This window comes from Ruegeria sp. YTSA168, from assembly GCF_059610045.1.
The window spans coordinates 69,250-93,391 of the sequence record NZ_JBXWMW010000002.1 but is presented as its reverse complement, the minus strand read 5'-3'; the positions used below and the strand labels follow the sequence as shown (position 1 = coordinate 93,391).

General features: G+C 58.5%; 21 protein-coding genes, 1 pseudogene and 1 riboswitch. Of the genes and pseudogenes, 14 read left to right on the top strand and 8 right to left on the bottom strand.

What is annotated here, in order from left to right; translation table 11 throughout:
* Positions 1 to 5: 5 nt before the first annotated feature.
* The 3 genes from AC2FFE_RS04235 to AC2FFE_RS04225 form a co-directional block, all read right to left on the bottom strand.
* Positions 6 to 1,154, bottom strand: coding sequence for a carbohydrate ABC transporter permease (locus tag AC2FFE_RS04235; protein ID WP_496845970.1), 1,149 nt, complete (start codon positions 1,152 to 1,154; stop codon positions 6 to 8).
* A 12-nt stretch (positions 1,155 to 1,166) separates the two neighbouring features.
* Positions 1,167 to 2,174 carry a carbohydrate ABC transporter permease gene (locus tag AC2FFE_RS04230; protein ID WP_496845969.1) on the bottom strand — a complete coding sequence of 336 codons (1,008 nt, stop codon included), beginning with the start codon at positions 2,172 to 2,174 and terminating at the stop codon, positions 1,167 to 1,169.
* Between the two features lie 66 nt (positions 2,175 to 2,240).
* On the bottom strand, positions 2,241 to 3,599 hold the full coding sequence (locus tag AC2FFE_RS04225) for an ABC transporter substrate-binding protein (RefSeq protein WP_496845967.1): 1,359 nt from the start codon (positions 3,597 to 3,599) through the stop codon (positions 2,241 to 2,243).
* 290 nt (positions 3,600 to 3,889) lie between these two features.
* Here AC2FFE_RS04225 and AC2FFE_RS04220 point away from each other — a divergent pair, with 290 nt between their 5' ends.
* The 9 genes and pseudogenes from AC2FFE_RS04220 (at position 3,890) to AC2FFE_RS04180 (ending at position 12,378) form a co-directional block, all read left to right on the top strand.
* A complete protein-coding gene (locus AC2FFE_RS04220; RefSeq protein ID WP_496818209.1) occupies positions 3,890 to 4,921 on the top strand; it encodes a LacI family DNA-binding transcriptional regulator in 1,032 nt (343 codons plus the stop codon).
* 2 nt (positions 4,922 to 4,923) lie between these two features.
* A pseudogene (locus AC2FFE_RS04215) lies at positions 4,924 to 6,225 on the top strand (GH1 family beta-glucosidase); the annotation flags it as partial.
* Positions 6,226 to 6,291: 66 nt separating this feature from the next.
* Positions 6,292 to 7,251: a glucokinase gene (locus tag AC2FFE_RS04210; protein WP_496818300.1), complete on the top strand. Its 960-nt coding sequence runs from the start codon at positions 6,292 to 6,294 to the stop codon at positions 7,249 to 7,251.
* A gap of 34 nt (positions 7,252 to 7,285) precedes the next feature.
* The gene (locus AC2FFE_RS04205) at positions 7,286 to 8,212 is read left to right on the top strand and encodes a carbohydrate kinase family protein (protein ID WP_496846225.1); all 927 of its coding nucleotides are present in this window, start codon (positions 7,286 to 7,288) and stop codon (positions 8,210 to 8,212) included.
* Between the two features lie 19 nt (positions 8,213 to 8,231).
* Entirely contained in the window at positions 8,232 to 8,897 is a 666-nt protein-coding gene (locus AC2FFE_RS04200; RefSeq protein ID WP_496845965.1) for a D-lyxose/D-mannose family sugar isomerase, read from the top strand.
* A 58-nt stretch (positions 8,898 to 8,955) separates the two neighbouring features.
* Positions 8,956 to 9,172, top strand: a riboswitch (cobalamin riboswitch).
* A gap of 98 nt (positions 9,173 to 9,270) precedes the next feature.
* Positions 9,271 to 9,627, top strand: coding sequence for a DUF1636 family protein (locus tag AC2FFE_RS04195; RefSeq protein ID WP_496845963.1), 357 nt, complete (start codon positions 9,271 to 9,273; stop codon positions 9,625 to 9,627).
* A complete protein-coding gene (locus AC2FFE_RS04190; protein ID WP_496845962.1) occupies positions 9,624 to 10,400 on the top strand; it encodes an ABC transporter ATP-binding protein in 777 nt (258 codons plus the stop codon). Before AC2FFE_RS04195 ends, AC2FFE_RS04190 begins: the two co-directional genes overlap by 4 nt.
* Before the next feature lie 12 nt (positions 10,401 to 10,412).
* Positions 10,413 to 11,366 carry an ABC transporter substrate-binding protein gene (locus tag AC2FFE_RS04185; protein WP_496845961.1) on the top strand — a complete coding sequence of 318 codons (954 nt, stop codon included), beginning with the start codon at positions 10,413 to 10,415 and terminating at the stop codon, positions 11,364 to 11,366.
* Between the two features lies 1 nt (position 11,367).
* Positions 11,368 to 12,378, top strand: coding sequence for a FecCD family ABC transporter permease (locus AC2FFE_RS04180; RefSeq protein ID WP_496845960.1), 1,011 nt, complete (start codon positions 11,368 to 11,370; stop codon positions 12,376 to 12,378).
* A 2-nt stretch (positions 12,379 to 12,380) separates the two neighbouring features.
* On the opposite strand, the gene AC2FFE_RS04175 is transcribed toward AC2FFE_RS04180, so the two are convergent.
* Entirely contained in the window at positions 12,381 to 13,394 is a 1,014-nt protein-coding gene (locus AC2FFE_RS04175) for a LacI family DNA-binding transcriptional regulator (protein WP_496834242.1), read from the bottom strand.
* 232 nt (positions 13,395 to 13,626) lie between these two features.
* On the opposite strand from AC2FFE_RS04175, the gene AC2FFE_RS04170 reads away from it, so the two are divergent.
* The 5 genes from AC2FFE_RS04170 to AC2FFE_RS04150 all read left to right on the top strand — a co-directional run bounded on the left by AC2FFE_RS04170 (position 13,627) and on the right by AC2FFE_RS04150 (position 18,879).
* The gene (locus AC2FFE_RS04170; RefSeq protein WP_496845958.1) at positions 13,627 to 14,931 is read left to right on the top strand and encodes an extracellular solute-binding protein; all 1,305 of its coding nucleotides are present in this window, start codon (positions 13,627 to 13,629) and stop codon (positions 14,929 to 14,931) included.
* Between the two features lie 72 nt (positions 14,932 to 15,003).
* Positions 15,004 to 15,885, top strand: coding sequence for an ABC transporter permease subunit (locus AC2FFE_RS04165; RefSeq protein ID WP_496818217.1), 882 nt, complete (start codon positions 15,004 to 15,006; stop codon positions 15,883 to 15,885).
* Between the two features lie 11 nt (positions 15,886 to 15,896).
* Entirely contained in the window at positions 15,897 to 16,790 is an 894-nt protein-coding gene (locus AC2FFE_RS04160; protein ID WP_496818218.1) for an ABC transporter permease subunit, read from the top strand.
* Positions 16,791 to 16,801: 11 nt separating this feature from the next.
* Positions 16,802 to 17,848, top strand: coding sequence for an ABC transporter ATP-binding protein (locus AC2FFE_RS04155; RefSeq protein ID WP_496818219.1), 1,047 nt, complete (start codon positions 16,802 to 16,804; stop codon positions 17,846 to 17,848).
* Positions 17,848 to 18,879, top strand: coding sequence for an endonuclease/exonuclease/phosphatase family protein (locus AC2FFE_RS04150; protein ID WP_496846224.1), 1,032 nt, complete (start codon positions 17,848 to 17,850; stop codon positions 18,877 to 18,879). The genes AC2FFE_RS04155 and AC2FFE_RS04150 overlap by 1 nt, the downstream gene beginning before the upstream one ends.
* Before the next feature lie 20 nt (positions 18,880 to 18,899).
* Here the strand turns inward: AC2FFE_RS04150 and hutU are convergent, their stop codons facing one another.
* Genes hutU through hutI form a run of 4 tightly spaced genes read right to left on the bottom strand, consistent with a single transcriptional unit; the run spans position 18,900 to position 24,113 of the window.
* The gene (gene hutU, locus AC2FFE_RS04145) at positions 18,900 to 20,582 is read right to left on the bottom strand and encodes a urocanate hydratase (protein ID WP_496845956.1); all 1,683 of its coding nucleotides are present in this window, start codon (positions 20,580 to 20,582) and stop codon (positions 18,900 to 18,902) included.
* On the bottom strand, positions 20,579 to 21,373 hold the full coding sequence (hutG, locus tag AC2FFE_RS04140) for an N-formylglutamate deformylase (RefSeq protein ID WP_496845954.1): 795 nt from the start codon (positions 21,371 to 21,373) through the stop codon (positions 20,579 to 20,581). The genes hutU and hutG overlap by 4 nt, the downstream gene beginning before the upstream one ends.
* Positions 21,370 to 22,908, bottom strand: a complete 1,539-nt coding sequence (gene hutH / locus AC2FFE_RS04135) for a histidine ammonia-lyase (RefSeq protein ID WP_496845953.1) — start codon at positions 22,906 to 22,908, stop codon at positions 21,370 to 21,372. The genes hutG and hutH overlap by 4 nt, the downstream gene beginning before the upstream one ends.
* Positions 22,905 to 24,113 carry an imidazolonepropionase gene (gene hutI, locus AC2FFE_RS04130; RefSeq protein ID WP_496845952.1) on the bottom strand — a complete coding sequence of 403 codons (1,209 nt, stop codon included), beginning with the start codon at positions 24,111 to 24,113 and terminating at the stop codon, positions 22,905 to 22,907. The genes hutH and hutI overlap by 4 nt, the downstream gene beginning before the upstream one ends.
* Positions 24,114 to 24,142: the final 29 nt, after the last annotated feature.

Below are 24,142 nucleotides of genomic sequence, written 5' to 3'. Positions count from 1 at the left end.
CGCCTCTATTTGACAGATCCGGCCAACAGGCCCCGGACCAGGTATTTTTGCATTGCGAAGAAGACAGCCAGCGGAACGGCAATCGATACAAAGGCCGCCGTGGCAAGAATTTCCCAGTTGCCGCCGCGTGTTCCCAGCAGTTCGACGATGCGGTTGGTCATCACCGTCGTCTGACCTGATGAGTCTATCAGGAACACTTTGGCAACCAGCAGATCGTTCCATGTCCACAGGAACTGGAAGATCGCAAAGGATGCCAGCGCTGGAAAGCTCAGTGGCAGGATGAGTTTGGTGAAAATCTGGAACTCAGTCGCCCCATCCACCCGCGCGTTTTCGATCAGATCGCGTGGCAATCCGGCCATGTAGTTGCGCAACAGGTAGATCGCCAAAGGCATCCCAAAACCGGTATGGGCCATCCAAACCCCCAGGTACCCTTTGCCGATCCCGATATTGAGGTGTAGTTTCAGCAGCGGGATCAAAGCCAGCTGCAACGGCACCACCAACAGACCAACAACGGCAGCGATCAACAATGCCCGCCCCGGGAAATCCATCCAAGCCAGCGCGTAAGCCGCAAAGGCCGCAACTAGGATTGGGATGATCGTCGCCGGTATCGTCACCGTCAACGTATTGAAAAACGCCTTAGCCATGCTGTCGGCACTGTTCGCGTTGAACAGAACATGGGCATAATTCTCGGTCGTGAACTCGGGCGGCAAGGTGGTGGTCACAAACACTCGGGGACCGCGATTGCCAAAAAACGCCTCTGTGTTCTCCATCCGGTAGTCGCCGTTGGCCTGAACCGTTATTGTCCCTCCGCGGCGCAGCTCAGCCGTTTCGCCGGGGGCAAAGGCATCGATGGCCCGAGAGTTGACCCCCCATCTGCTGATGTCCGAGGCCTTCTCACCGTCAAAAACATTGCCTTCGATGACATACATCCCGTCGGTTGAGACCTGCGTGTCTGGCCCGGCAGCGCGTAGGGTCAGGTTCTGTTCTGACGGAAACAAAGCCCGCCACCAGCCGCTGCTGGCAATCTGATCCCCCGTTCGGAAAGACGAGATCAACAAGCCCAGCGTTGGGAACACCCAAAGCACGACAAGAAACACCACCGAGGCATGTACAACCCAGCGAAGGGCTGGCCGGGTTCCCGCAATATCGCTCATATCCCCAACCTCCTACTGCATTTCTTTGCGCGCATTGCGCACGTTCCAGACCAAAATCGGAGTGACCAGCAACATGATCACCATGGCCGAGGCCGACCCCACGCCCCAGTCATTGGCACGGAACATCTTGTCGTACATGTAATTGGCCAGCACCTGCGTCTCCCACTGACCGTTGGTCATGGCAAAGACGATGTCAAAGACCTTGAGAACCACGATTGTAATGGTGGTCCAGACAACCATGATCGTGGTTTTGATCTGCGGCACTTTGATCTTGAAGAAGATCTGGAACGGGTTGGCCCCGTCCAGAATCGCGGCCTCGATGGTTTCCTCCGGGATGCCGCGCAGGGCGGCGGACAGGATCACCATGGCAAAGCCGGTTTGAATCCAGACCAGAACAATCATCAGAAAGAAGTTGTTCCAGAAAGGCAGCGTCAGCCAAGTGTGCGTCTCGGCGCCACCGAAGAAGATATAGATCGCATTCAGCACGCCGATCTGGTCCTGATCGACCGGGCGCGCATCGTAGACCAGTTTCCAGATCACCGAGGCCCCAACGAATGAAATTGCCATCGGCATGAAGATCAGCGATTTGGCGACATTGCCCCAGCGGATGCGATCCGTCAGCTGTGCGACCAGCAAACCAAACGCGGTCGACATGGCCGGAACCACGATCAGCCACAGCATGTTGTTGCGCATTGCCTCCCAGAACTTGGGTTCGGCAACCATTTGCACATAGTTATCAAATCCGGCCCATTCATAGCCTCCACCCGCGACGCGGTCGGTCAGCGACAGGCGTAGGGTTTCGACAACCGGATAGGCCAGATACACACCCAGCGCGAGCAAGGCGGGCAGCAGAAACAACCAGGGCCGGATCATGTTGGCGCGGTTGATATTGCGCCCAGCATTTGGACCGCGCGCTGGAAACAGAAATTTGTCCAGCACTTGGTTGGATAGGTAGAAGTAGCCCACACATCCCGACACACCAATGGCGATCGTCAGCAGGCCTTGTATTGCCGGATGCATGCTATCCTCCCTCGCGGCGACAGGCATGGGCACCCCGGCGTGCGGGATGCCCAAAGGGTTGTCAGATTATTTGATGGCGTCCCAGGAGGATTGAATCTCACCCGTGACTTCTTCGGCGGATTTGCCGCCTGTATAGTCGACCATGCCAGTCCAGAACGTGCCTGCGCCAACAGCACCTGGCATCAGGTCCGACCCGTCGAAACGGAACGTGGTCGCGCCCAGCAGGATATCCCCCAAACCGCGCAGGGTATCATCCTTATAAGCTTCTGTATTTACGCCTTTATGCGGTGTCAGAAAGCCGGTCTGCGCCATCATGATCTCATGCGCGATGGGTTGTTTGAGGAACTCCATGAACGCGGTTGTCGCGTCGGAGGGGTTGCTTACAGCCATCAATGTCCCGCCACCCAGAACCGGGTTACCCAGGTCCTTGTCAGCAAAGGCCGGCATGTAGAAGAAATCTGCATCCAGACCGAATTCGACATCTTCCGGAAAGAAGGCCGGAACGAAGGACGCTTGACGATGCATGTAGCATTCAGGCGGTGAGGCAAACATACCCTTGGGGCTGTCGCGGAAATCGGTTGAGGCAACCGCACCTGCACCGCCGGAGACTTTGGCATCATCGCGCGCAAACCAACCGAATTCGTCGATTGCAGCGATGACACGAGGGTCGTTGAACGGAATCTCGTTGGTAACCCATTGGTCATAGACTTCCGGCGGCTGGGTGCGCAGCATCATATCCTCAACCCAGTCGGTCGCAGGCCAGCCAGTTGCGGCGCCGGACCCCAGACCGATACACCAGGGCGTTTCACCATCTGCAACGATCTGTTCGGTCAGAGCCTTGAGTTCTTCCATGGTCGTCGGCACTTCATATCCGGCATCCTCGAAGTTCTCGGGGTTGTACCAAACCAGAGACTTGACGTTCACATTGTAGAAGAAGCCGTACATCTGGTCGTTGCCATCAGCGTCTTTGTAGGTACCCAGATCGACCCAGGACTCACCCGCGGCGTAGTTGTCACCGACCCAGGCAGCCATGTCGTCGCCCAGGGGGGACAACTGTCCTTTCGACGCCATGATCGAAGCCAGGCCAGGCTGCGGGAACACTGCAACATTGGGGGCCGAACCAGCCTCGGCATCGATGACAATCTGCTGTTCGAAACTGTCCGAGCCGGTATAGATCACATCTGCGCCCGTCGCCGCTTCGAAATAGGCGGTCATGTTGTTGAAATAGCCATCTTCCGGCGTAAGCCAGGGGCCCGAGACGGTAACGGTCTGGCCGCTCAGATCCGGCGCTGTTTCCGCCCAGGCATTGTAGCTGTCCCAATTGAACGGGCCTTCGCCCGGCGTAAACGTCAGATCAGCCTGCGCCAATCCCGCCCCCGCACTCAGCGCCAGTGCCGCAGCACTGGCGTAAAACGACTTCTTCATGATGTCCTCCCACAGCTTATCAAGCTTTTAGTTGTTCGGGCCCGACCCGATCCGCGACGTATCTGCCACGCGTTCCGACACGAGAATCACGGCAATATAGCTTCCTACCGCAATCCAAAGCGCTTTGGATAGATGTAAAGTTGCGCGTTTACGCTTCAAAGTCAACGATTCCGGGGGCTCTTGAAATTTTCGTTCAATAACCTTTACTTTTATGGCGTATTTTATGAGTATGACGAAACGCAACAGATGAGTTTGAGAAACTCAAAGCGCTTGCAGAATATGAGCACCTTATGACGCTAAAAGAACTTTCGGATATGCTTGGGCTTTCGCCGACCACTGTCAGTCGCGCCCTGAACGGCTATCCGGAAGTGAATGAGGCCACGCGCGCGCGCGTTCAGGCAGCAGCGTCCAAACATGGCTATCGCCCAAACAGCCGCGCCAAGGGCTTGGCAACCGGCAAATCCATGGTCATCGGCCATGTCATCCCCAGTTCGTCGCAGCACGAGATGGTGAACCCCATCTTCGGGGATTTCGTCGCTGGCGCCGTGAAAACATATGCCGAGCATGGCTATGACATGATGTTCACCAATGCCGATGACACCTCGATCGAAGAAGCATATCGCAGCCTGTTCCAGCGCGGTGCAGTTGATGGCGTGGTTTTGCAGGGCCCCAAAGTGAACGAGTATCGAATCTCGGTACTCAGCAAGATGTCAGTTCCGTTCATTGTGCATGGCCGTTCGACCGGTGTTGACCTGCCCTATGACTGGATTGATGTGAACAACAAAAGCTCGTTCCTACGGGCAACCCAATTCTTGCTGGATCTGGGTCATCGGCGCATCGCACTGATTAACGGCCTTGAAGACATGGATTTCGCCCAGCGCCGCCGTGATGGCTATCTCGCTGCGCTGGCGCAGGCAGGTATTGCACCTGATCCTGATCTAATGCGCAGCGCCGAGATGACCGAAGTCTATGGCCACCACGAGACACGCACGATGCTTGACCTTGACGATCCACCAACCGCAATCCTGATTTCTTCGATGATTTCTGCGATAGGCGTTCGGCGCGCGATTGACGAAGCGGGCTTGCAAATGGGCCGCGATGTATCCGTCATCGCCCATGACGATGACCTGTCCTATCTCAAGAATGGACAGGATGTTCCGATCTTTACTGCCACCCGCTCCTCTGTTCGCAAGGCCGGGGAAATAGCGGCCAATATGCTGATCGAACGCATCAAATCCCCTGATGCGCCGACCAAAACTAGATTGCTGGAAGCTGAACTGGTAGTAGGCAGATCAACAGGCCCGGCGCCCAACAGGGACTAGCAATGAAATATACCCGTACTGACTTTCCCAAAGACTTCCTCTTTGGCGTGGCAACCTCTGCCTATCAGATAGAAGGCCACGCTCAGGGCGGGGCTGGCCAGACCCATTGGGATACATTCGCCGCATCCCCCGGCAATGTTGTGCGTCAGGAAAACGGCGATCTCGCGTGCGATCACCTGAACAGGTTCCCGGAAGACCTCGATCTGGTGCGCGATGCGGGATTTGATTGCTACCGTTTTTCCACCAGCTGGGCCCGTGTGCTGCCCGAAGGGCGCGGAACAGTGAACCAGGCCGGGCTGGATTACTACGACCGGCTAACCGACGCCTTGCTAGAGCGCGATATCCGCCCATGCGCAACGCTTTATCACTGGGAATTGCCATCGGCCCTTGCTGATCTGGGTGGCTGGCGCAACCGCGATATCGCCGGGTGGTTTGCAGATTTCACCGAGATCATCATGGGCCGGATCGGGGATCGCATGTATAGCGTCGCCCCCATCAACGAGCCCTGGTGCGTCAGCTGGCTGAGCCATTTCGAAGGCCACCACGCCCCCGGCATGCGCGATATCCGAGCTGCCGCCCGCGCTATGCATCACGTACTGCTGGCCCACGGTCGCGCCATTCAAGCAATGCGCGGGCTTGGAATGTCCAATCTCGGTGCGGTGTTCAATCTGGAATGGGCCGAACCCGCCGATGACAGCCCAGAGGCGCGAAAGGCCGCGGATCTGTATGATGGGATTTATAACCGGTTCTTTCTGGGTGGTGCGTTCAAGAAGGCCTATCCGGCGAATGTTCTGGAGGGGCTCGCGCCTTATTTGCCGACCGGATGGCAGGACGACTTTGACACCATCGGCGCACCTGTCGATTGGTGTGGGCTGAACTACTATACCCGGAAGCTGATTGCCCCGTCTGATACCACCTGGCCCAGCCTGAAAGAGGTTCCCGGACCTTTGCCCAAAACCCAGATGGGATGGGAGATCGAGCCGGCCGCCCTCACCCGCTTCCTGACGCGCACCGCACAGGAATACACCGGCAACCTACCTCTGTTTGTAACCGAAAACGGCATGGCCAGCCCTGAACGGGATCAGGATGATGACCGAATTGACTATTTGAACCAGCATCTTACTGCGGTTCAGAGCGCATTGGAGCAAGAGATCCCAGTCAAAGGTTATTTTGTCTGGTCCCTTCTCGACAATTACGAATGGGCCTTTGGGTATGAGAAGCGGTTCGGTCTGATCGATGTGGATTTCGAGACGCTGGAACGCAAACCCAAAGCCTCATATCTCGCCCTAAAAGCCGCGCTGGCCAAAGGGAATCCTGTTGCCCTGCCACTCGCGCAACCAGCGGGGGCAGTCCACGAGCATTGGAATCTGGTGGCCGATATCGGTGGCACCAATACCCGGCTTGGGGTTGTCGAGAACGGTGCACTCACCGAATTGCGCAAGCATCCAACCGGCACCCTGCCCGACCTGCTGGAAGCGTTTCACAGTCTACGTGATGACGTCGGAACCGACCCTCAGGCAGTTGTTGCCGCAGGTGCGGGCCCCGTTCAGGATGGCGTTATCCAGCTGACGAACGCAAATCTGGATTTGTCCGAGGCCGAACTGGTTAAGGCCACCGGCGCCCGGCACACCTATGTGATCAACGATTTCACCGCCGCTGCCTGGTCAGTGGCGGAGGTCACGGACAAGGACGTCGCCGTTCTACAAGGCGCGAATACCCCTCCGCCTGGTACCCGACTGGTGGTCGGACCCGGAACCGGGTTGGGTGTTGGCGCATTGCTCTATTCCGAAGGACATTATCACACCGTCTCGGGCGAAGGAGGCCATGTCGGCCTTGCGCCGCGCCACCGGGATGAGGTTGATATCTTTGATGCGGCCCGGCGTATCGCACCCGAATGCTTCTTTGGCGACAGCCTGAGCTTGGAGGCCGAGATGTTTCTCAGCGGCACCGGACTGCCAATCTTGTACCGAGCAGTGGCGATGGCGGCGGGTCAAACCAATATCTCCGCGCGCCCGGCACGGGACATCCTGCAGGATGCACGATCCGGTACTGATCCGCACGCAGTCCAAACCGCAGCGCTGTTCACAACGCATCTGGGCGCTCTACTAGGGGATATGGCCGTCACATTGATGCCGATTGGGGGCGTCTTTTTGGTCGGCGGCGTGGCGGAAAAAAACCGTTGGCTGTTCGGAGACAGTTTTCTGGATGCCTTCAACAATGGTGGCCGGTTCAGCGAGCTGCGGCGCGGAATGGATCTCTATGTCTCCGAACAGGTCGAATTTGGCATTGTTGGCGCTAACAACTTCTGCAAAAATGCCCTCATGCGGTAGAACCGCCTGACAATTCTCAATGAAGGAACGCGGGATGATCCTGTGCTGCGGAGAAGCGCTGATCGATATGATCACCGAGCCTACAGTCTCGGGTGCCCAAGGGTATGTACCCCATTCTGGAGGTGCAATTTTCAACACGGCGATCGCGTTGGGGAGATTGGGCGCGCCTGTTGGCATGCTGACCGGCTTGTCGTCCGATATGTTTGGTGAACAATTGGCAGAAACGCTGAAAGCGAGCCATGTGGATACATCCCATGTTATCACCAGCGACCGCCCAACCACTTTGGCGTTTGTGAAACTGGTCGATGGACACGCGTCGTACAACTTTGTTGACGAAAATACTGCCGGGCGCATGCTACGGCCTGAGGATTTGCCCGACCAATTGCCTGCGATCTCGACCCTGTATCTAGGCGGTATCAGTCTTGCCTGCGAACCCTGCGCCGATGCTTATGCTGCCCTGCTGAGCCATCACGGGGCGGATCGGGCCGTGATGCTGGACCCCAACATCCGACCGGGATTTATTCAGGATCAGACCAGATACCGCACCCGTTTGAATGCCATGATTGCGCAGACTGATATCCTCAAAGTCTCGGATGAGGATCTGGACTGGATCATTCCGGGGCCCGAATCCCATGCCGAGAAAGTGCCTTTGTTGCTGCAAGCCGGGCCCTCGGTTGTGATTGTCACACGTGGTAGCCAGGGGGCCTCAGGTTATCTACGCAATGGCTCGGAAACCACGATACCGGTTAAAGCGGTTCAGGTTGTCGATACGGTGGGGGCGGGTGATACGTTCAACGCTGGTGTACTGGCCGAACTTCACCGTTCTGGGCATCTGACCAAACCCGCGCTGCGCGATCTGACAACAGAGAGCCTGCGCGCCGCTCTAGCGTTGGGTGCAGATGTTGCAGCAGTCACCGTGTCGCGTGCCGGGGCCAACCCACCCTGGGCGCATGAGCTTTAGTCCCAAAAAGGGAAGTCACATGAAACGTTCCGACATCAACCGCATCAAGACCGATGCACAAGCCTTTATCCAGTCTTTCGGGTTCATCCTGCCCCCATTTGCCGACTGGTCCCCGGATCAGATGCGCAGCGCCAAGGCCGACACGATCCGCGCCCGGGGGCTGGGATGGGACATCACCGATTACGGGCAAGGCAAATTTGATGAGCTTGGCCTGTTCCTGTTCACCCTGCGCAATGGGGATGAGAATGATCTGAGCCAGGGCCGCGGAATGCTCTATGCCGAGAAACTACTGATCTCGCGCGACAAGCAGCTGTCGCCAATGCATCGCCACATCGTCAAAGCCGAAGATATCATCAACCGGGGCGGCGGCGATCTGGTGATGGAGATCTATGCCTCGGACCCCGACGGCAGCGTCGACCGCGACACACCAGTTGTGGTTCCCAGTGATGGATGCGACATCACCATCACTCCTGGTGAGTTGCTGCGCCTGAAACCCGGCGAAAGCGTAACATTGATGCCCGGTATCTGGCACGCCTTCTGGGCCGAGCGCGGGGATTGCCTAATCGGCGAGGTCTCAACCGTAAACGACGACCGCACCGATAACGTCTTCGAACAACCCATCCCGCGCTTTGCCACGATCGAAGAAGATACCGAGGCCGAATTCCTGCTGGTTGCGGATTACTGATCCACCCCGTATCTGACACGAGCCTCTCAGCGATTGCTTGACAAGCGTGTCTTGTCCAGAATAGCTGGCCTGTGATGGTTCCCGCTACTTTGATTGCGGGATGAAAATGGGAATACGGTGCGGCCCCGGGACACCCGGGTCAGGCCAAATCCGTGACTGCCCCCGCAACTGTAAGCGGTGAGCAACGCCAAATCACCACTGGCCCGAAAAGGCCGGGAAGGTTGGCCAAGCAACGACCCGCAAGTCAGGAGACCTGCCATCACCTGTGAAACCAACCCGGGACGGGGCGTCCTGGAAGGAGGATTGATGGCAGATTTGCGCCCTTACGGGACCGGTACTTTCTATGCGGGCATTTTGCGCGTTGAGGATAGCCGTGGACAAAACACCTGACCATTTTGTGCTGATCTGCTCGACCTGCCAGGGAGAGATCGAAGCCCGCGCGGCCCAAAACGCCCTGGACGCTTCGCTGCCCGAGGGCGTCGCAACCCGACTGATCCCCTGCATGGCAGGATGCGAACGCCCCATGGCCATAGGCTTGCAGGCCGAAGGCAAGGCGCAATACCTGTTTGGTGATATTCAAAGCACCGCCGATCTGGATGCAATCGCCACCTTCGCCCATCAGTTCCGCGACAGTGAAAGCGGCTGGACCAGCGCAACAGATCGCCCCCCCGCCTTGTTGTTCAAAACGCTCGCCCGCCTGCCCCGTCTTCCCAAAAGGGGTAAGGCATGAGCTTTCTGGTCGCAGAAAACCTAGAATACTACGCGTTGAACGGCGATGCGCTGTTACAGGGTGTCTCATTCGCACTAGAAGAGGGTGCAATCCTTGCGATCGCGGGTCCCAACGGTGCTGGGAAAACGACACTGCTGAACCTGCTCTGCGGGGTCGAGCGTCTTGCGCTGGGGGATGTACAGATCAACGGTCAAAGCCTGCGCAAACTGTCTGCACAAGAACGGGCCCGGACCATCGCGGTTGTTGGCCAGCAGGAATTGCCCGACGGTCGCCTGAAGCTACGCGACTATGTCGCGCTGGGTCAGATCCCCATCCAAAGCGACCGTTCGAGCGAGGAACACAAAAGAGACCTAGAGCGCGTTCTACGCACAACCGAGCTGACCCATCTGGCGGATAAGCCGATTCAAAGGCTCTCGGGCGGGGAACGTCAGCGCGCCCATATTGCGCGTGCATTGGCTCAGAACCCCTCGTTGTTGTTTCTGGACGAACCCACCAATCATCTGGACCCGGATGCCAAGGGGCATATGCTGTCGCTGGTGGCCGCCCTGGGTGTGACGGTCGTGATGATCGTGCATGACCTTGTCATGATCCCCGAGTTTGCCAGCCATGTCGCGCTGATGAAATCCGCACGCATGACCGGATTTGGGCCGGTCGAGCAAATCCTGACGCCAGATCATGTGCGCGACACGTTTGGTGTTGACTACCTGTGCTTCCAGCACGACGGGCGCGTGATCCCGGCGCTGGATATCCGGAAACGAACGCTTTCATCTTAACAGGAGAGATTGATGAAACAAAAACTTTGGTCAGCTTTGATGATCACCGGCTTGGCCAGCAGCGCGGCAGCCCATGAGGTAACCGTGGACAATTGCGGCGAACCGCTGGTGTTCGAAACCATGCCCGAACGGCTGGTGGTGCATGATATGAACATGACCGACATGGCCTTTGCGCTTGGCCTACAAGACCGGATCGTTGGTTTGACCGGAATCACCGGCTGGTACAAGACCAGCCCAGATTTCGACAAGCTGCGCGGCGACATCCCCGAGCTCGCACCAAAATACCCAACCGTCGAAAACCTGGTCGCGGCCGAACCCGACCTGTTCTTCGCGGGCTGGTACTACGGCATGAAGCCCGGCGGCGACGTGACGCCGGACACCCTGGCCCCGTTCGGCATCAAGACCATGATCCTGACCGAAAGCTGCGTGCATCTGGACAAAGACCGCCCTGAGGCCAGCATGGACCTGCTGTTCAACGATGTGCTGCGTCTGGGTCAGGTCATGCATGTCGAGGAGAAGGCCGAGGTACTGGTTGCAGGCTGGAAAGAACAGCTGGCTGCCATCGAAGCCAAAACCGCCGATCTGGCCAAACCCCGTGTCTTCCTGCTGGACGGTCCAGCGGATGCGCCCTTCACCGCTGGCAAATTCGCCATCCCCGATGCGATGATCGCAGCGGCTGGCGGCGAAAACGTCACCCATGACATGGAGACCAGCTGGGGCCGTACCTCGTGGGAGGCGGTTGCCGCGTCGAACCCGGAATTCCTGGTGCTGCTTGACTATCAGACCGGCAACGGGGCAGAGGATACGTTCACGTTCCTGCAAGAGCACCCAGTGATGTCCCAAACAGATGCGGTCAAAAATGAACGCTGGATCGGTCTGCGTTACGAAGAGTTGACACCGGGACCGGCAAATATCGACGCGATCCAGAAAATGGCGGATGCGATGCACCCGATGGCGACCAACTGATATGGTCCATACGGGCCGGATAGTTGTGCTGGGGGCGGCCGTTCTGACCGCGCTTTTGCTGCTGTCGACGGTTTATGGCACCACCCCGATCCCCGTGGCCGATGTCATTGCTGCCATCGGTCTGGGAACTGGCCTGTCCGAAGGCGAGATGTCGCCGCTGCATCGGATCGTGTTTGATCTGCGCCTGCCCCGTGCGCTGTTCGCCGCTGTCATCGGTGCCGGGCTTGGTGTTGTGGGCGTGGTTCTGCAAACCACCACGCGCAACGATCTGGCCGATCCTTTTCTGTTCGGCCTCTCGTCGGGCGCGGCTGCGGGCGCTGTGCTGGTTATCACGGTCACGGGCGATGTACTGGGCTTCTGGACCTTACCGCTGGCGGCTTTCTGCGGCGGCCTGATCGCATCAGGCATCGTGCTGGCCCTGGTCCAGGGTTTGCGCACAAGTGCACCGGAAAAGCTGATCCTGGCGGGGCTTGCCGTGTCTTTCCTGTTCTCCGCCATCACCAACTATCTTATCTTTGCCGGCGACAGCCGCGCCGCCCATTCTGTGATCTTCTGGATGCTGGGCGGACTGGGCCTTGCGCGGTGGGAGACGTTTCCACTGGTCGTGATCGGGCTGGCCCTGATCCTGGGCTATGCACTCTATCGCAGCCGCTGGCTAGATGCCCTTCTGACCGGAGATTTCACCGCCGCGACGCTTGGCATTCCTGTACAGGGCCTGCGCTTTCGCATGTTCTTTGTTGCGGCCCTGGCCACGGCAAGCTTCGTGTCAGTCGCGGGTGTCATCGGCTTTGTCGGCCTGATGGTCCCTCATATCGCGCGTGGAATAGCGGGAACACTTCACCGCAACCTGCTGATCACCTCGGCCATCGTGGGCGCCATCCTTCTGACCGCCTCGGATATCGTGTCCCGATTGCTGCTAGCACCTCAGGAGTTACCGGTCGGCATCGTGACCACCTCTATCGGGTCGCTTTTCGTATTCCTGTACCTGTTCAAATCAGCGCGAAACGGTTGACCCTAATGCGTTCCACGCGGGACGAAAAACGGATCGATCATAATGGTTTCGCTCTGCTTACCGGGCTCTGCCAGCCTGCGTTCAAGCAACGCAATGACCTGATCAACCGCATCATCAATCGGGTTGTTGACGGTGCTGAGATCGAAATTCGGCCAACTTGCCATTTCGATATCGTCAAACCCGATCAGTGAGAGGTCACCCGGAACATCCAAACCCAGCTCGCGCGCGGCGGTCAGCGCACCGATCGCGCTGGCGTCGTTGGCACAGACCAACGCGTCCAGCTTGTGCTCGGTAAGCAGTTTCAGCGCAATCTCGTGCCCGGTCTCAACCGTGAAATCCCCTGTGGCTTCGGCAATCAGGTTTAATCCTGCTTCGTCCAGAACCCCGATCACACCCGATCTACGCTCGACCGATGACGAGAAACTGGGCGCGCCGCCCAGATACCCAAACCGTGTGCGCCCCTTGTCGATCAGCACCTGAGCTGCAAGCCCCGTACCGTCGGCATTGCGGCAACAGACATTATCGACACCCGGCGCCTGGACGATTCGGCCTGTGGAAATCATCGGCACACCGAACTTTGTGCACCGCGTGACCAATGCACGCGGCATGCTGCCACCACGCAAGATCAAAGCGTCCAAAGGATAACGCAAAACCTGCTCGATCGCGTCTTCTGCACGCTGATCCCCGCCATCAATGAGAATCGGCCATTTGTTCAAAGCGTTCAGTTTTCCGACCAAAGCGCTCACGAATTCGGAATCATATGTGCTACGCATATTGCCGACAAAGACAGCCACCAGATGCGAGCGCCCATCCTTCAGCCCGGCAGCCAATGCATTTGGTTGATAGCCCATTTTATGGGCCACTTTCTCGATAATTTTTCTTTTTCTTTCATCAAGATACGCACCCGGCGTAAAGGCGCGTGAAACCGCTGAACGCGACACACCAGCCGCATCTGCAACGGCTTGCGCGGTTACCCGGCGGCGCCTATCGGCTGGTTTGTCATGATCCTGAGCCACGCCCAACCTGTCCTTCGAATTGGTGGAATTTGTCAATATTGCTAGGAATCTTTCATCGAACTGTCACACGTTAACAGTATGTGAGCACGTGTGCAGATTTCGGACGCTCTCCACGATGTGATCGAATGCTGTGCAACACCAACACCGCAGGGGGGACCTGCACCACAATCTGGCATCGAATTGCCTACAAGCTCTTTATTGAAAGAGCTCGACACCGAACCGGAGAACCAAAATGACCAACCTTAAGTTCTGCGCAACTGCTGCCACCGTCGCCTTTACCGCGACCGCAGCCTTTGCCGAAACCGAAATCACCTGGTGGCACGCAATGGGCGGCCAGCTGGGCGAGACCGTCAACAAAATTGCCGAGGATTTCAACGCCTCGCAGGACGAATACAAAATCACTCCGGTCTACAAGGGTAGCTACGAAGAAACGCTGACCGCCGGTATCGCTGCATTCCGCGCTGGCGAACAGCCCAACGTCATGCAGGTGTTTGACGCCGGTGCTGCCACCGTGATCGGTGCAAAAGGTGCGACTATCCCGGTTCAGGATCTGCTGGCTAACAATGGCGTTGATTTCGACATCAATGACTACATCGCTGGCGTGCGATACTTCTACGCAGACAGCGATGGCAAGATGATCGGCATGCCGTTCAACTCGTCAACACCTATCATGTACTACAATGTAGATGCGCTGGAAGCTGCGGGCGTTACACCCCCCAAGACATGGGAAGAGTTCCAGTCAACCACCGCACCGGTGCTGAAAGACGCAGGCTATATCCCGCTCAGCCAGTCGCACCTGCCCTGGATCTTCACCGAAAACTTCATGTCGCGTCACAACCTGCCGTTTGCGACCAACAACAACGGCTATGACGGCACCGACACCGAAATCCTGATCAACAACGACGCCATCAAGGCCCATTTCCAGGCGGTGAGCGACTGGAAAGAAGACGGGTTGTTTGAATGGTACGGCACCGGCTGGGGCGACAACGCCAAGCCGTTCGAAGAAGGCAAAGTTGCCATGTGGCTGGGGTCTTCCGGCTCGTTTGGGGGCCTGCTGCAGAAAGACCTGCCGTTTGAATTCAGCGCAACCGAGCTGCCTTATTGGGAAGCCGTAACAGCCGAGCCGACACAAACGTTCATCGGTGGTGCGGCCCTGTTCGCCATGGCGGGCAAATCGGATGAAGAAAACAAGGCGACAGCCGAATTCTTCAACTTCCTGACCGCGCCTGAAACCCAGTATTTCTGGCATCAGGAAACCGGTTATGTGCCGATCACCGAAGCTGCATACGAAGTCGCCAAAAAAGACGGCCACTATGACCGCTTCCCGGCAGCCGAAGTTGGCGTCAACCAGCTGTCCGCCAAAGCAGGCGACAACACCAAAGGCTACCGCATGGGCTTCTATGTCCAGATCCGCGACATCATGAACCGCGAATATGGCCGTATCCTGACCGGTGAAACCGACGTGGAAACCGCCTTCCAGAACATCGAAGCAGAAGCCAACGAATTGCTGGCCCGCTTTGCAAAGACTCAGGGTTAATCCCTGGGATCACCCCCAGGATGGTCGCGCCTTCGGGTGCGGCCATCCCCCTTTTCTGCAACTGGAAGACCTATGAAACGCGCGGGTTTTGATAATGTCTGGCTTCCTGTGGCTTTGCTGCTGCCACAGTTGATGATCATCGCCATCTTCTTTTACTGGCCTGCGGGATGGGCGCTGCAATCGTCCTTCTTTCTGCAAGACCCGTTCGGATTCGGGTCAACCTTTGTCGGGGCCGAGAACTATACGTCGTTGATTGGCAATGATCAGTATAAACGCATTGCCTGGTTCACGATTGTCTTCTCGGTTCTGGTTACCTTCTTCTCACTGGCCATCGCGCTGCTGCTGGCCGTCAAGGCCGATAAGGTCCTGCGCGGCGCCAAGACCTATCGCACCTTGCTGATGTGGGTCTACGCCATCGCGCCTCCGGTTGCCGGATTTCTGGGCATCCTGTTTTTTGACCAAAGCACAGGCCCGATGACCAAGTTCTTCCAGATGTTTGGCTGGGATTTCAAACTGGGCGTTGACTACAACGCCACCGCGACCGCGATGATCATCGTATCGGTCTGGAAGCAAATCCCTGTCAATTTCATCTTCTTCCTGTCGGGCCTACAATCGATCCCGCGCTCGGTGCGCGAGGCGGCGATGATCGACAACCGCTCGGCCACCGGGCGGTTCTGGCAGGTCACCTTCCCGCTACTGGCCCCCACCGCGTTCTTCCTGCTGATCATCAACATCACCTATGCGCTGTTCGACACCTTCGGTGTGATTGACGCGCTGATGAAGGGTGAGCCGGGCAATAATCCGATGACGCTGGTCTACAAGGTCTATCTGGACGGGTTCCGAGGCAATGACCTGGGCGGCTCTTCCGCGCAATCCGTCATTCTGATGGGTTTGGTTCTACTCCTCACCGTCTTTCAGTTCCGGCTGGTTGAGCGCCGGATCCACTATACCTGAAGGGGCGAACAATGGCTGACACAACCCTTGAGACGACCGAAACCACCCGCCGCCCCCGCAAAATCCGTTGGGAGACCATCGGTGATCACTTTGTGCTGATCCTGGGCTCGTTGCTGATGATCCTGCCGCCCCTGCTGGCGCTGACCACCGCCAGCCATGATGCGGTGACCATCCATCGACAGGGCATTCAGATCGGCCTTGGCGACGATCTGGGCAAGAACTTCCACGCCGCCATGTTCGAGAAAGGCGGATTTACCCAAACCGTCGACGGCACGCTGATGCTGATGAACTCGTTCATTCTGGGCATCGGCTTCGCAGTCGGCAAGATCATCATCTCGATGATGGCAGCCTATGCCATCGTCTATTTCCGCCTGCGCTTTGCCACGCTGGCCTTTTGGGTGATCTTTACCACCCTCCTTCTCCCGCTTGAGGTACGGATTCTGCCCTCGTATGAGGCGATCCAGAAGCTGGGCCTGACCAACACCTATACCGGTCTGATCGTCCCGCTGATCGCATCGGCCACTGGTACTTTCTTTTTCCGACAGTTCTTTATGTCCGTCCCTGAGGAACTGGCCGAGGCCGCCCGGATCGATGGTGCAGGTCCGTGGAAGTTCTTTGTCGACATCCTCGTCCCGCTCAGCCGGACGATGATCGCCGCGATCTTCATCATCATGTTCGTCTTTGGCTGGAACCAGTATCTGTGGCCAACGCTGATCACGACAGACGAAAGCTTCTTTACGCTGGTCCGCGGTATCAAGCAGATCGTGCTGACCTACACTGACAGTCAGATCCCTGAACACGGGCAGGCTTTGGCACTGGCGATCGTCGCAATGATCCCGCCGGTGGCCATCGTCATTTTCTTCCAGAATTGGTTCGTCAAGGGCCTCACAGAATCCGACAAATAAGGAATACGCGCATGGCTCAGGTATCATTAGAGGGCATCCGCAAGGTCTATCCCAACGGCTTCAAAGCGGTTGAAACCACCAGTTTCACCATTCAGGACGGCGAGTTCGTCGTTCTGGTTGGTCCGTCGGGTTGTGGTAAATCCACCCTGCTGCGGATGATTGCAGGGCTGGAGGATATTACCGAAGGGACGCTGAAAATCGGCGACCGGGTGGTCAACAACGTAGACCCGGCGGACCGGGACATCGCGATGGTGTTCCAGAACTACGCGTTGTATCCGCATATGACTGTCCGAAAGAATATAGGCTACGGGTTGAAGAACCGCGGCACGCCCGCGTCCGAGATCGCCGCCAAGGTCGAAGACGCCGCCAAGATGCTGAATCTGACCGAGTATCTGGATCGCAAGCCGGCGCAACTGTCGGGTGGTCAGCGTCAGCGCGTTGCGATGGGCCGCGCAGTTGTGCGCGATCCGGCGCTGTTCCTGTTTGACGAACCGCTATCCAACCTTGACGCCAAGTTGCGCAACCAGATGCGGATCGAAATCAAGGCCCTACAACGCCGCCTTGGCACGACGGCCGTCTATGTGACCCACGATCAGGTCGAAGCCATGACCATGGCCGACCGCATCATCGTTCTGAACGCTGGCCAGATTGAGCAGATCGGCACGCCTTCTGAAATCTATCACAACCCGGCCTCGACCTTTGTCGCCTCGTTCATGGGTGCGCCGCCGATGAATTTGATTGAGGCGCAGGTCGATCAAGGCCAGGTGCGGATCAACGGCTATGACGGGATCATGACCGCGCCCGCCTCGGCCAACGGACCGGTTACACTGGGCATCCGACCCGAAGATATCGAGCTGGAAGGTCAGGGTTCCGTGCCGTTTCAGGTGGATATCCTTGAAGAACTGGGGGCGCATCGGTTGCTGCACGGTCAGCTTGGCGGTCAGCCCTTCACGGTTCTGGTCAGCAAAGATCACGCGGCCCAAACAGGCGAAACCCAGATCACCCTGAAACCCGACGCGCTGCGTCTGTTTGATGTGGAAACAGGAAAAGTCATTTGATCACAGACGTTTTGGATGTGCTTCCCGCTGTAACACCGGATCAGCGGTTAAGTATATTGTCCGCCCCGCGAACCGCTGCGGCGCATCGGGAGTTGCTGCGCGATATTCCAGCGATGAATGCGCTGCAGCTTGGCGGGCAGGCGCAGATATCCACTCTGCCCGCGCAGTTCACCGTGGCTGCATGGAATGTGGAACGCTGCCTATTCCCCGAGGCGACCGCCGCGCATCTTGGTCGGATCAGCCCCGATGTTGTTCTCCTGTCCGAGGTCGATCACGGCATGGCGCGCACATCGCAACGGCACACGACCGAAGCGATGGCAGATGCCCTTGGAATGGTCTACGCCTTTGGGGTCGAGTTTCACGAACTCGATCTGGGCGGCCCGACCGAGCGCCATTTCTGCAAAGACGACTTCAACGCACTGGGATGGCATGGCAATGCGATCCTGTCTTCGGTGCCGTTTGAACGCGCCGCCCTGTTTCGGTTGGACGATCATGGCCACTGGTTCTCTTGCGATGAAGGTGCCGCAGATCCCGACCAGCCGCGCGTCGGTGGCCGTATGGCCATCGCTGCTGTTCTGCCTACGGAAAACGGCCCGGTTTGCGTCGTGTCCACCCATCTGGAAAGCAACGCGGATGCCGCCCATCGCCACACGCAGTTCGATATCCTGCTTAGGGCAATTGACAGCTTCGCGCCGGGCCTGCCGGTTCTGATCGGTGGGGATTTGAACACCGGCAACCACCTGCCTCCGGATTTCAACTGGCAGAACGAGAGCCTTTTTGGTCTGGCCGGGACGCATGGTTACGATTGGGGTTTCACAGCCGACGGAACGACCACCCGCCCCAGCCTGATCACCCCACACCCTCAGCGTGTGATGAAGCTGGATTGGTTGGCAGGCCGCGATCTGAGCTGTGAAGAAAAGGGGCTGTTGACCTCAATCTCAGACGAGGGAACGCCGCTTTCCGATCATGATTGCGTCTGGTGCCGCGCGGCGCTGACGTCGGTCAGGTCACATGAGCCGGACCTGACTTAGCCCGGCTCTCTTGCCCGCGATCAACCCAGAATGCCCGGCAAACGCAGCCCATGTGCGCGGGCGCAATCCTTGGCGATGTCATAGCCCGCATCTGCGTGACGCCACACGCCCGAGGCCGGGTCATTCCAAAGCACCCGCTCAAGACGTTTGGCGGCTTCGTCGGTGCCGTCAGCACAGATCACAACGCCCGCGTGCTGGCTGAACCCCATCCCTACGCCACCGCCATGATGCAGGCTAACCCAGGTCGCGCCCGAAGCAGTGTTGACCAGCGCATTCAACAAAGGCCAGTCCGACACGGCGTCCGAGCCATCCTTCATCGCCTCGGTCTCGCGGTTCGGTGAGGCGACTGAGCCACTGTCCAGATGGTCGCGCCCGATGACGATGGGTGCTTTCAACTCACCGTTGCGCACCATCTCGTTGAAGGCCAGCCCAGCCTTGTGTCGATCACCCAACCCAATCCAGCAGATACGTGCTGGCAGACCCTGGAAGGCGATCCGTTCCTGCGCCATGTCGAGCCAATTATGCAGATGGGTGTTCTCGGGGAACAGTTCCTTCATCTTGGCGTCGGTTTTGTAGATATCCTCGGGGTCGCCAGACAGCGCACACCAGCGGAACGGACCAATACCGCGGCAGAACAGCGGGCGGATATAGGCTGGCACGAAGCCGGGGAAGGCAAAGGCATTCTCCAGACCCTCATCCTGCGCCACTTGCCGGATGTTATTGCCATAGTCCAACGTCGGTACGCCCGCGTTCCAGAAATCGACCATCGCGGCCACGTGCTGTTTCATCGACGCGCGCGAGGCTTTTTCAACCGACTTGGGGTCGCTTTCGCGCTTGTCCTTCCACTGCGCCATAGTCCAGCCGATGGGCAGATAACCGTTGACCGGGTCATGCGCGCTGGTCTGATCGGTGACGATGTCGGGCCGCATGCCACCGACCTGCATTCGCGCGTAAATTTCGGGAAAAATCTCGGCGGCATTGCCCAGCAGTCCGACCGACTTGGCCTCTCCCGCCTTGGTCCAGCGGTCGATCATCTCCAACGCTTCATCCAGCGTCTCGGCCTTATCGTCCAGGTATTTGGTGCGCAGGCGGAAATCGATACTGTCCGGGTTGCACTCGACCGCCAGACAGCAGGCCCCGGCGAAAACGGCGGCCAGCGGCTGCGCGCCACCCATACCGCCCAGACCCCCGGTCAGAATCCATCTGCCGGTCAGATCGCCATCATAGTGCTGACGCCCGGCTTCGGCAAAGGTCTCATAGGTACCCTGCACGATGCCCTGTGTGCCGATGTAAATCCACGAGCCCGCGGTCATCTGGCCGTACATCATCAAACCCTTCTTATCGAGCTCATTAAAATGATCCCAGTTGGCCCAATGCGGCACGAGGTTCGAATTCGCAATCAGCACCCGTGGTGCGTCCGAATGGGTCCGCACAATGGCCACCGGTTTGCCGGACTGCACCACCAGTGTCTCATCTTCCTCAAGGTCCTTGAGGCTGGCCACGATAGTGTCAAAATCCTTCCACGTCCGCGCCGCGCGCCCGATGCCGCCATACACCACCAATTCGTGCGGGTTTTCGGCCACGTCCGGGTGCAGGTTGTTCATCATCATCCGCAGCGGAGCTTCGGTCATCCAGCTTTTGGCATTCAGCTCCGGGCCGGTGGGCGGAAAGATATCACGGGTGTTTTTGCGAGGATCAGTCATGCGGCAATCTCCAATGCAGTGTCCTGGATCGCATCCAGTAGGTCTTTGAGCCATCGGCGCAGCCGACTGGCTTTTTGGGCGTCATAGGTCCACGGGGCCGTTTCGGCGCTGAGATAGGTGGATTGAGCCAGTTCCATCTGAATGGCGTGCACGCCCTCGGTAGGGCGGCCGTAGTGCCTAGTGGTCCAGCCCCCTTTGAAACGCCCGTTCAGGACGGTGCTATAAGGTGATGAAGCGACGAACTCATGCGCGATGGCCTCAATTGGGGGGGCACAGGTTGTGCCGTCATTTGTGCCGAGGTTCATATCAGGCAACACCCCGTCGAACAGGAAGGGAATGTGGCTGCGGATCGAATGGCAGTCATAAAGAACAGCGACCCCATGGATCGCCTTGACCCGCGCCATTTCGGCCTCAAGGGCGGCGTGATACGGCGCGTGGAATTTGGTCAGCCGGTTTTCGATTTCCGCGTCAGATGGCAGCTGGTCCCAGAGTCCGTGGCCATCAAAATCGGTCAGCGGGACCAGAGTTGTAGTGTTTTGACCGGGATATAGCGACGCACCAGACGGATCGCGATTGGCATCGATCACATAGCGATGGAACGTGGCGCGCACCGTCGTGGCACCGGGAAGCAGCCCCTCATAGAGCGTGTGAATATGCCAATCCGTATCTGCCAGCGTCCGGCCCCGATCATTCAGATTCGCCTCAATTTCGGGCGGCACATATGTACCGGTATGGGGCAAGCCCAAAACGATTGGGCCCGTGCCTCGGGATATCTCAACCGGGTCGCTCATGCGCCCAGCCCTGGCATGTCGACGCCCGTGTTATGGGCAATCTCGCCGCTGGCAATCAGGGCCGACGCCGCCTCGATATCCGGAGCGGTATAGCGGTCATCGCCCAAAGGCGGCACAACCGCGCGCAATTGAGCCATAACACCCTGCAAGGTTTCGCTGGTGGGCAGCGGCGCGCGGAATTCGACCCCTTGCGTCGCACACAGCAGTTCGACCCCTAGAATGCGCTCCAGATTGGTCACCATCTGCCCCAATCGCCGCGCGCCATGGGCGGCCATGCTGACGTGGTCCTCCTGATTGGCTGAGGTCGGCGTGCTATCCGTCACGCAGGGGTTGGCCAGATGTTTGTTCTCGCTCATCAGGGCCGCCGTTGTCACCTCGGCAATCATCAAACCCGAGTTCAGCCCCGGATTGGGCGTCAGGAAGGGCGGCAGATCAAAGCTGAGCACCGGGTCCACGATCAACGCAATCCGACGTTGGGCAATCGCCCCGATCTCGGCGACGGCCAGCGCAATCATATCGGCGGCAAAGCCCACCGGCTCGGCATGGAAGTTGCCGCCCGAGACGATCAGCCCGGCGCCGGTCAGGACCAGAGGGTTATCGGTGGCGGCATTCGCCTCAATCTCAAGCGTTAACGACGCCTGGCGCAGCACATCCATTGCGGCCCCAACAACCTGCGGCTGACAGCGAATGCAATACGGGTCCTGAACCCGCGTATCGCCCTCGCGGTGGCTTTCGCGGATCACCGATCCAGCCAATAGCGCGCGCATGGTTGCCCCTGCTTCGATCTGGCCGCGATGGCCGCGCAGAGTGTGGATCTCGGGCTGCAAAGGCGCAGTCGATCCCATGATGGCATCGGTGGTGAGCGCCGACGTCACCAATGCGCTCTGTGCCGCCTGCCACGCACCAAACAGGCCCGCCAGCGCAAAGGCGGTCGAGAACTGGGTGCCATTGATCAGCGCCAGACCTTCCTTGGGGCCCAGTTCCACGGGCGTCAGACCGGCAGCCGCCAATGCAGGACCGCCGGGCATGACCTTGCCGCCAAACTCTGCCTCACCCTCGCCCATCATGACCGCCGCCATGTGGGACAGCGGCGCCAGATCCCCGGACGCGCCGACCGACCCCTGCGCTGGGATCACCGGGGTTACGCCCTTATCCAGCATCGCCTCCAGCAGATCGATCAGCTCCAGCCGCACACCGGACGCGCCACGCCCGAGACTGAGCAGTTTCAGCGCCATCATCAATCGCGCATGCGCCCGCGCGATGGCAGGCCCCACGCCACAGCAATGTGACAGGATCAGGTTGCGCTGCAGGGTCGCCGTATCCTCCGCTGCAATCTTGACGCTGGCCAGTTTGCCAAAGCCGGTATTGACCCCGTAAACCGCCGCCTCACCCGCAGCCGCATCGGCAATGCGGGCATGAGCGGCTTCGATATCTGGCCGGCACACCGGATCCAGCCTGACAGCGCATTCTTCGCGATAGACCTGTTCCAGCTGCGCCAGTGATACAGCGCCGGGCGTGAGTGTCAGGGTGGTCAATCTGCACCTCCGATGATGCGGGCATGAAGCGGGTTAAATCCGATACGATAGGCCAGTTCGGCAGGGTGGGTCACATCCCAAACGGCAAGATCGGCGCGCAAGCCGGGGGCAATCTGGCCACAGTCTTTCAGCCCCAAGGCACGGGCGGCATGGGTGGTTACACCCCGCAATGCCTCTTCGGGTGTCATGCGAAACAGAGTGCAAGCCATATTCATGGTCAACAGCAACGAGGTCATCGGAGCCGAGCCAGGATTGCAATCCGTTGCCAGCGCCATCGGCACATTGTGTTTACGCAGCAGGTCGATGGGTGGAGCCTGCGTCTCGCGCAGGGTGTAGAAGGCGCCAGGCAGGATCACACCGACGGTGCCCGCCTGGGCCATGGCGAGCGCCCCCTCTTCGTCAAGATATTCAATGTGATCTGCCGACAGAGCACCATATGAGGACGCCAACTTCGCCCCGCCTAGATTGGACAACTGCTCGGCATGGAGTTTGATCGGCAGGCCAAGCTCCTGCGCCGCATTGAATAGAGGCACCAGCTGGTAAGGTTGAAAGGCAATGCCCTCACAGAACGCATCCACCGCATCCACCAGCCCTTCGGCTTGGGCCGCACGCAGCGTCGGGATACAGACCTCGGCAATGTAGGCGTCGGGGCGACCGTTATATTCTGCTGGCACAGCATGTGCGCCTAGAAAACTGGTCACAACCCTCACTGGACGATGCTGCGGCAATGCACGGGCGGCGCGCAGCATGTTCAGTTCGGTGTCTCGATCCAGCCCATAGCCTGATTTGACCTCAATTACCGCCACACCTTCGGCCAGCATGGCGTCCACGCGCGGCAAGGCCTGCGCTATTAGATCGGCAACGCTGGCGGTACGGGTTGCAGTCACGGTCGAAATGATACCGCCACCCGCGCGCGCAACCTCTTCATAGCTGGCCCCGTTCAGGCGCATCTCAAACTCAACCGCGCGATGGCCGCCATGCACCACATGAGTGTGACAATCGATCAGCGCAGGGGTTACCAATCGACCTTCGAGCGCGCGCTGTGGCAGTCCCGCGTAAGCGCCAGGCACATCCGCTCGCGGACCAACCCAAGCGATTTTTCCCGCCTGAACGGCAATCGCGGCATCGTCAATCAACCCATAGGCATCAGCGCCTGACATCGTCGCGGCACGCAAATCAGTCAAAAGATGATCCTGGGGCTGCATGGGACTCTCACATCACAATTTCTCTCTTT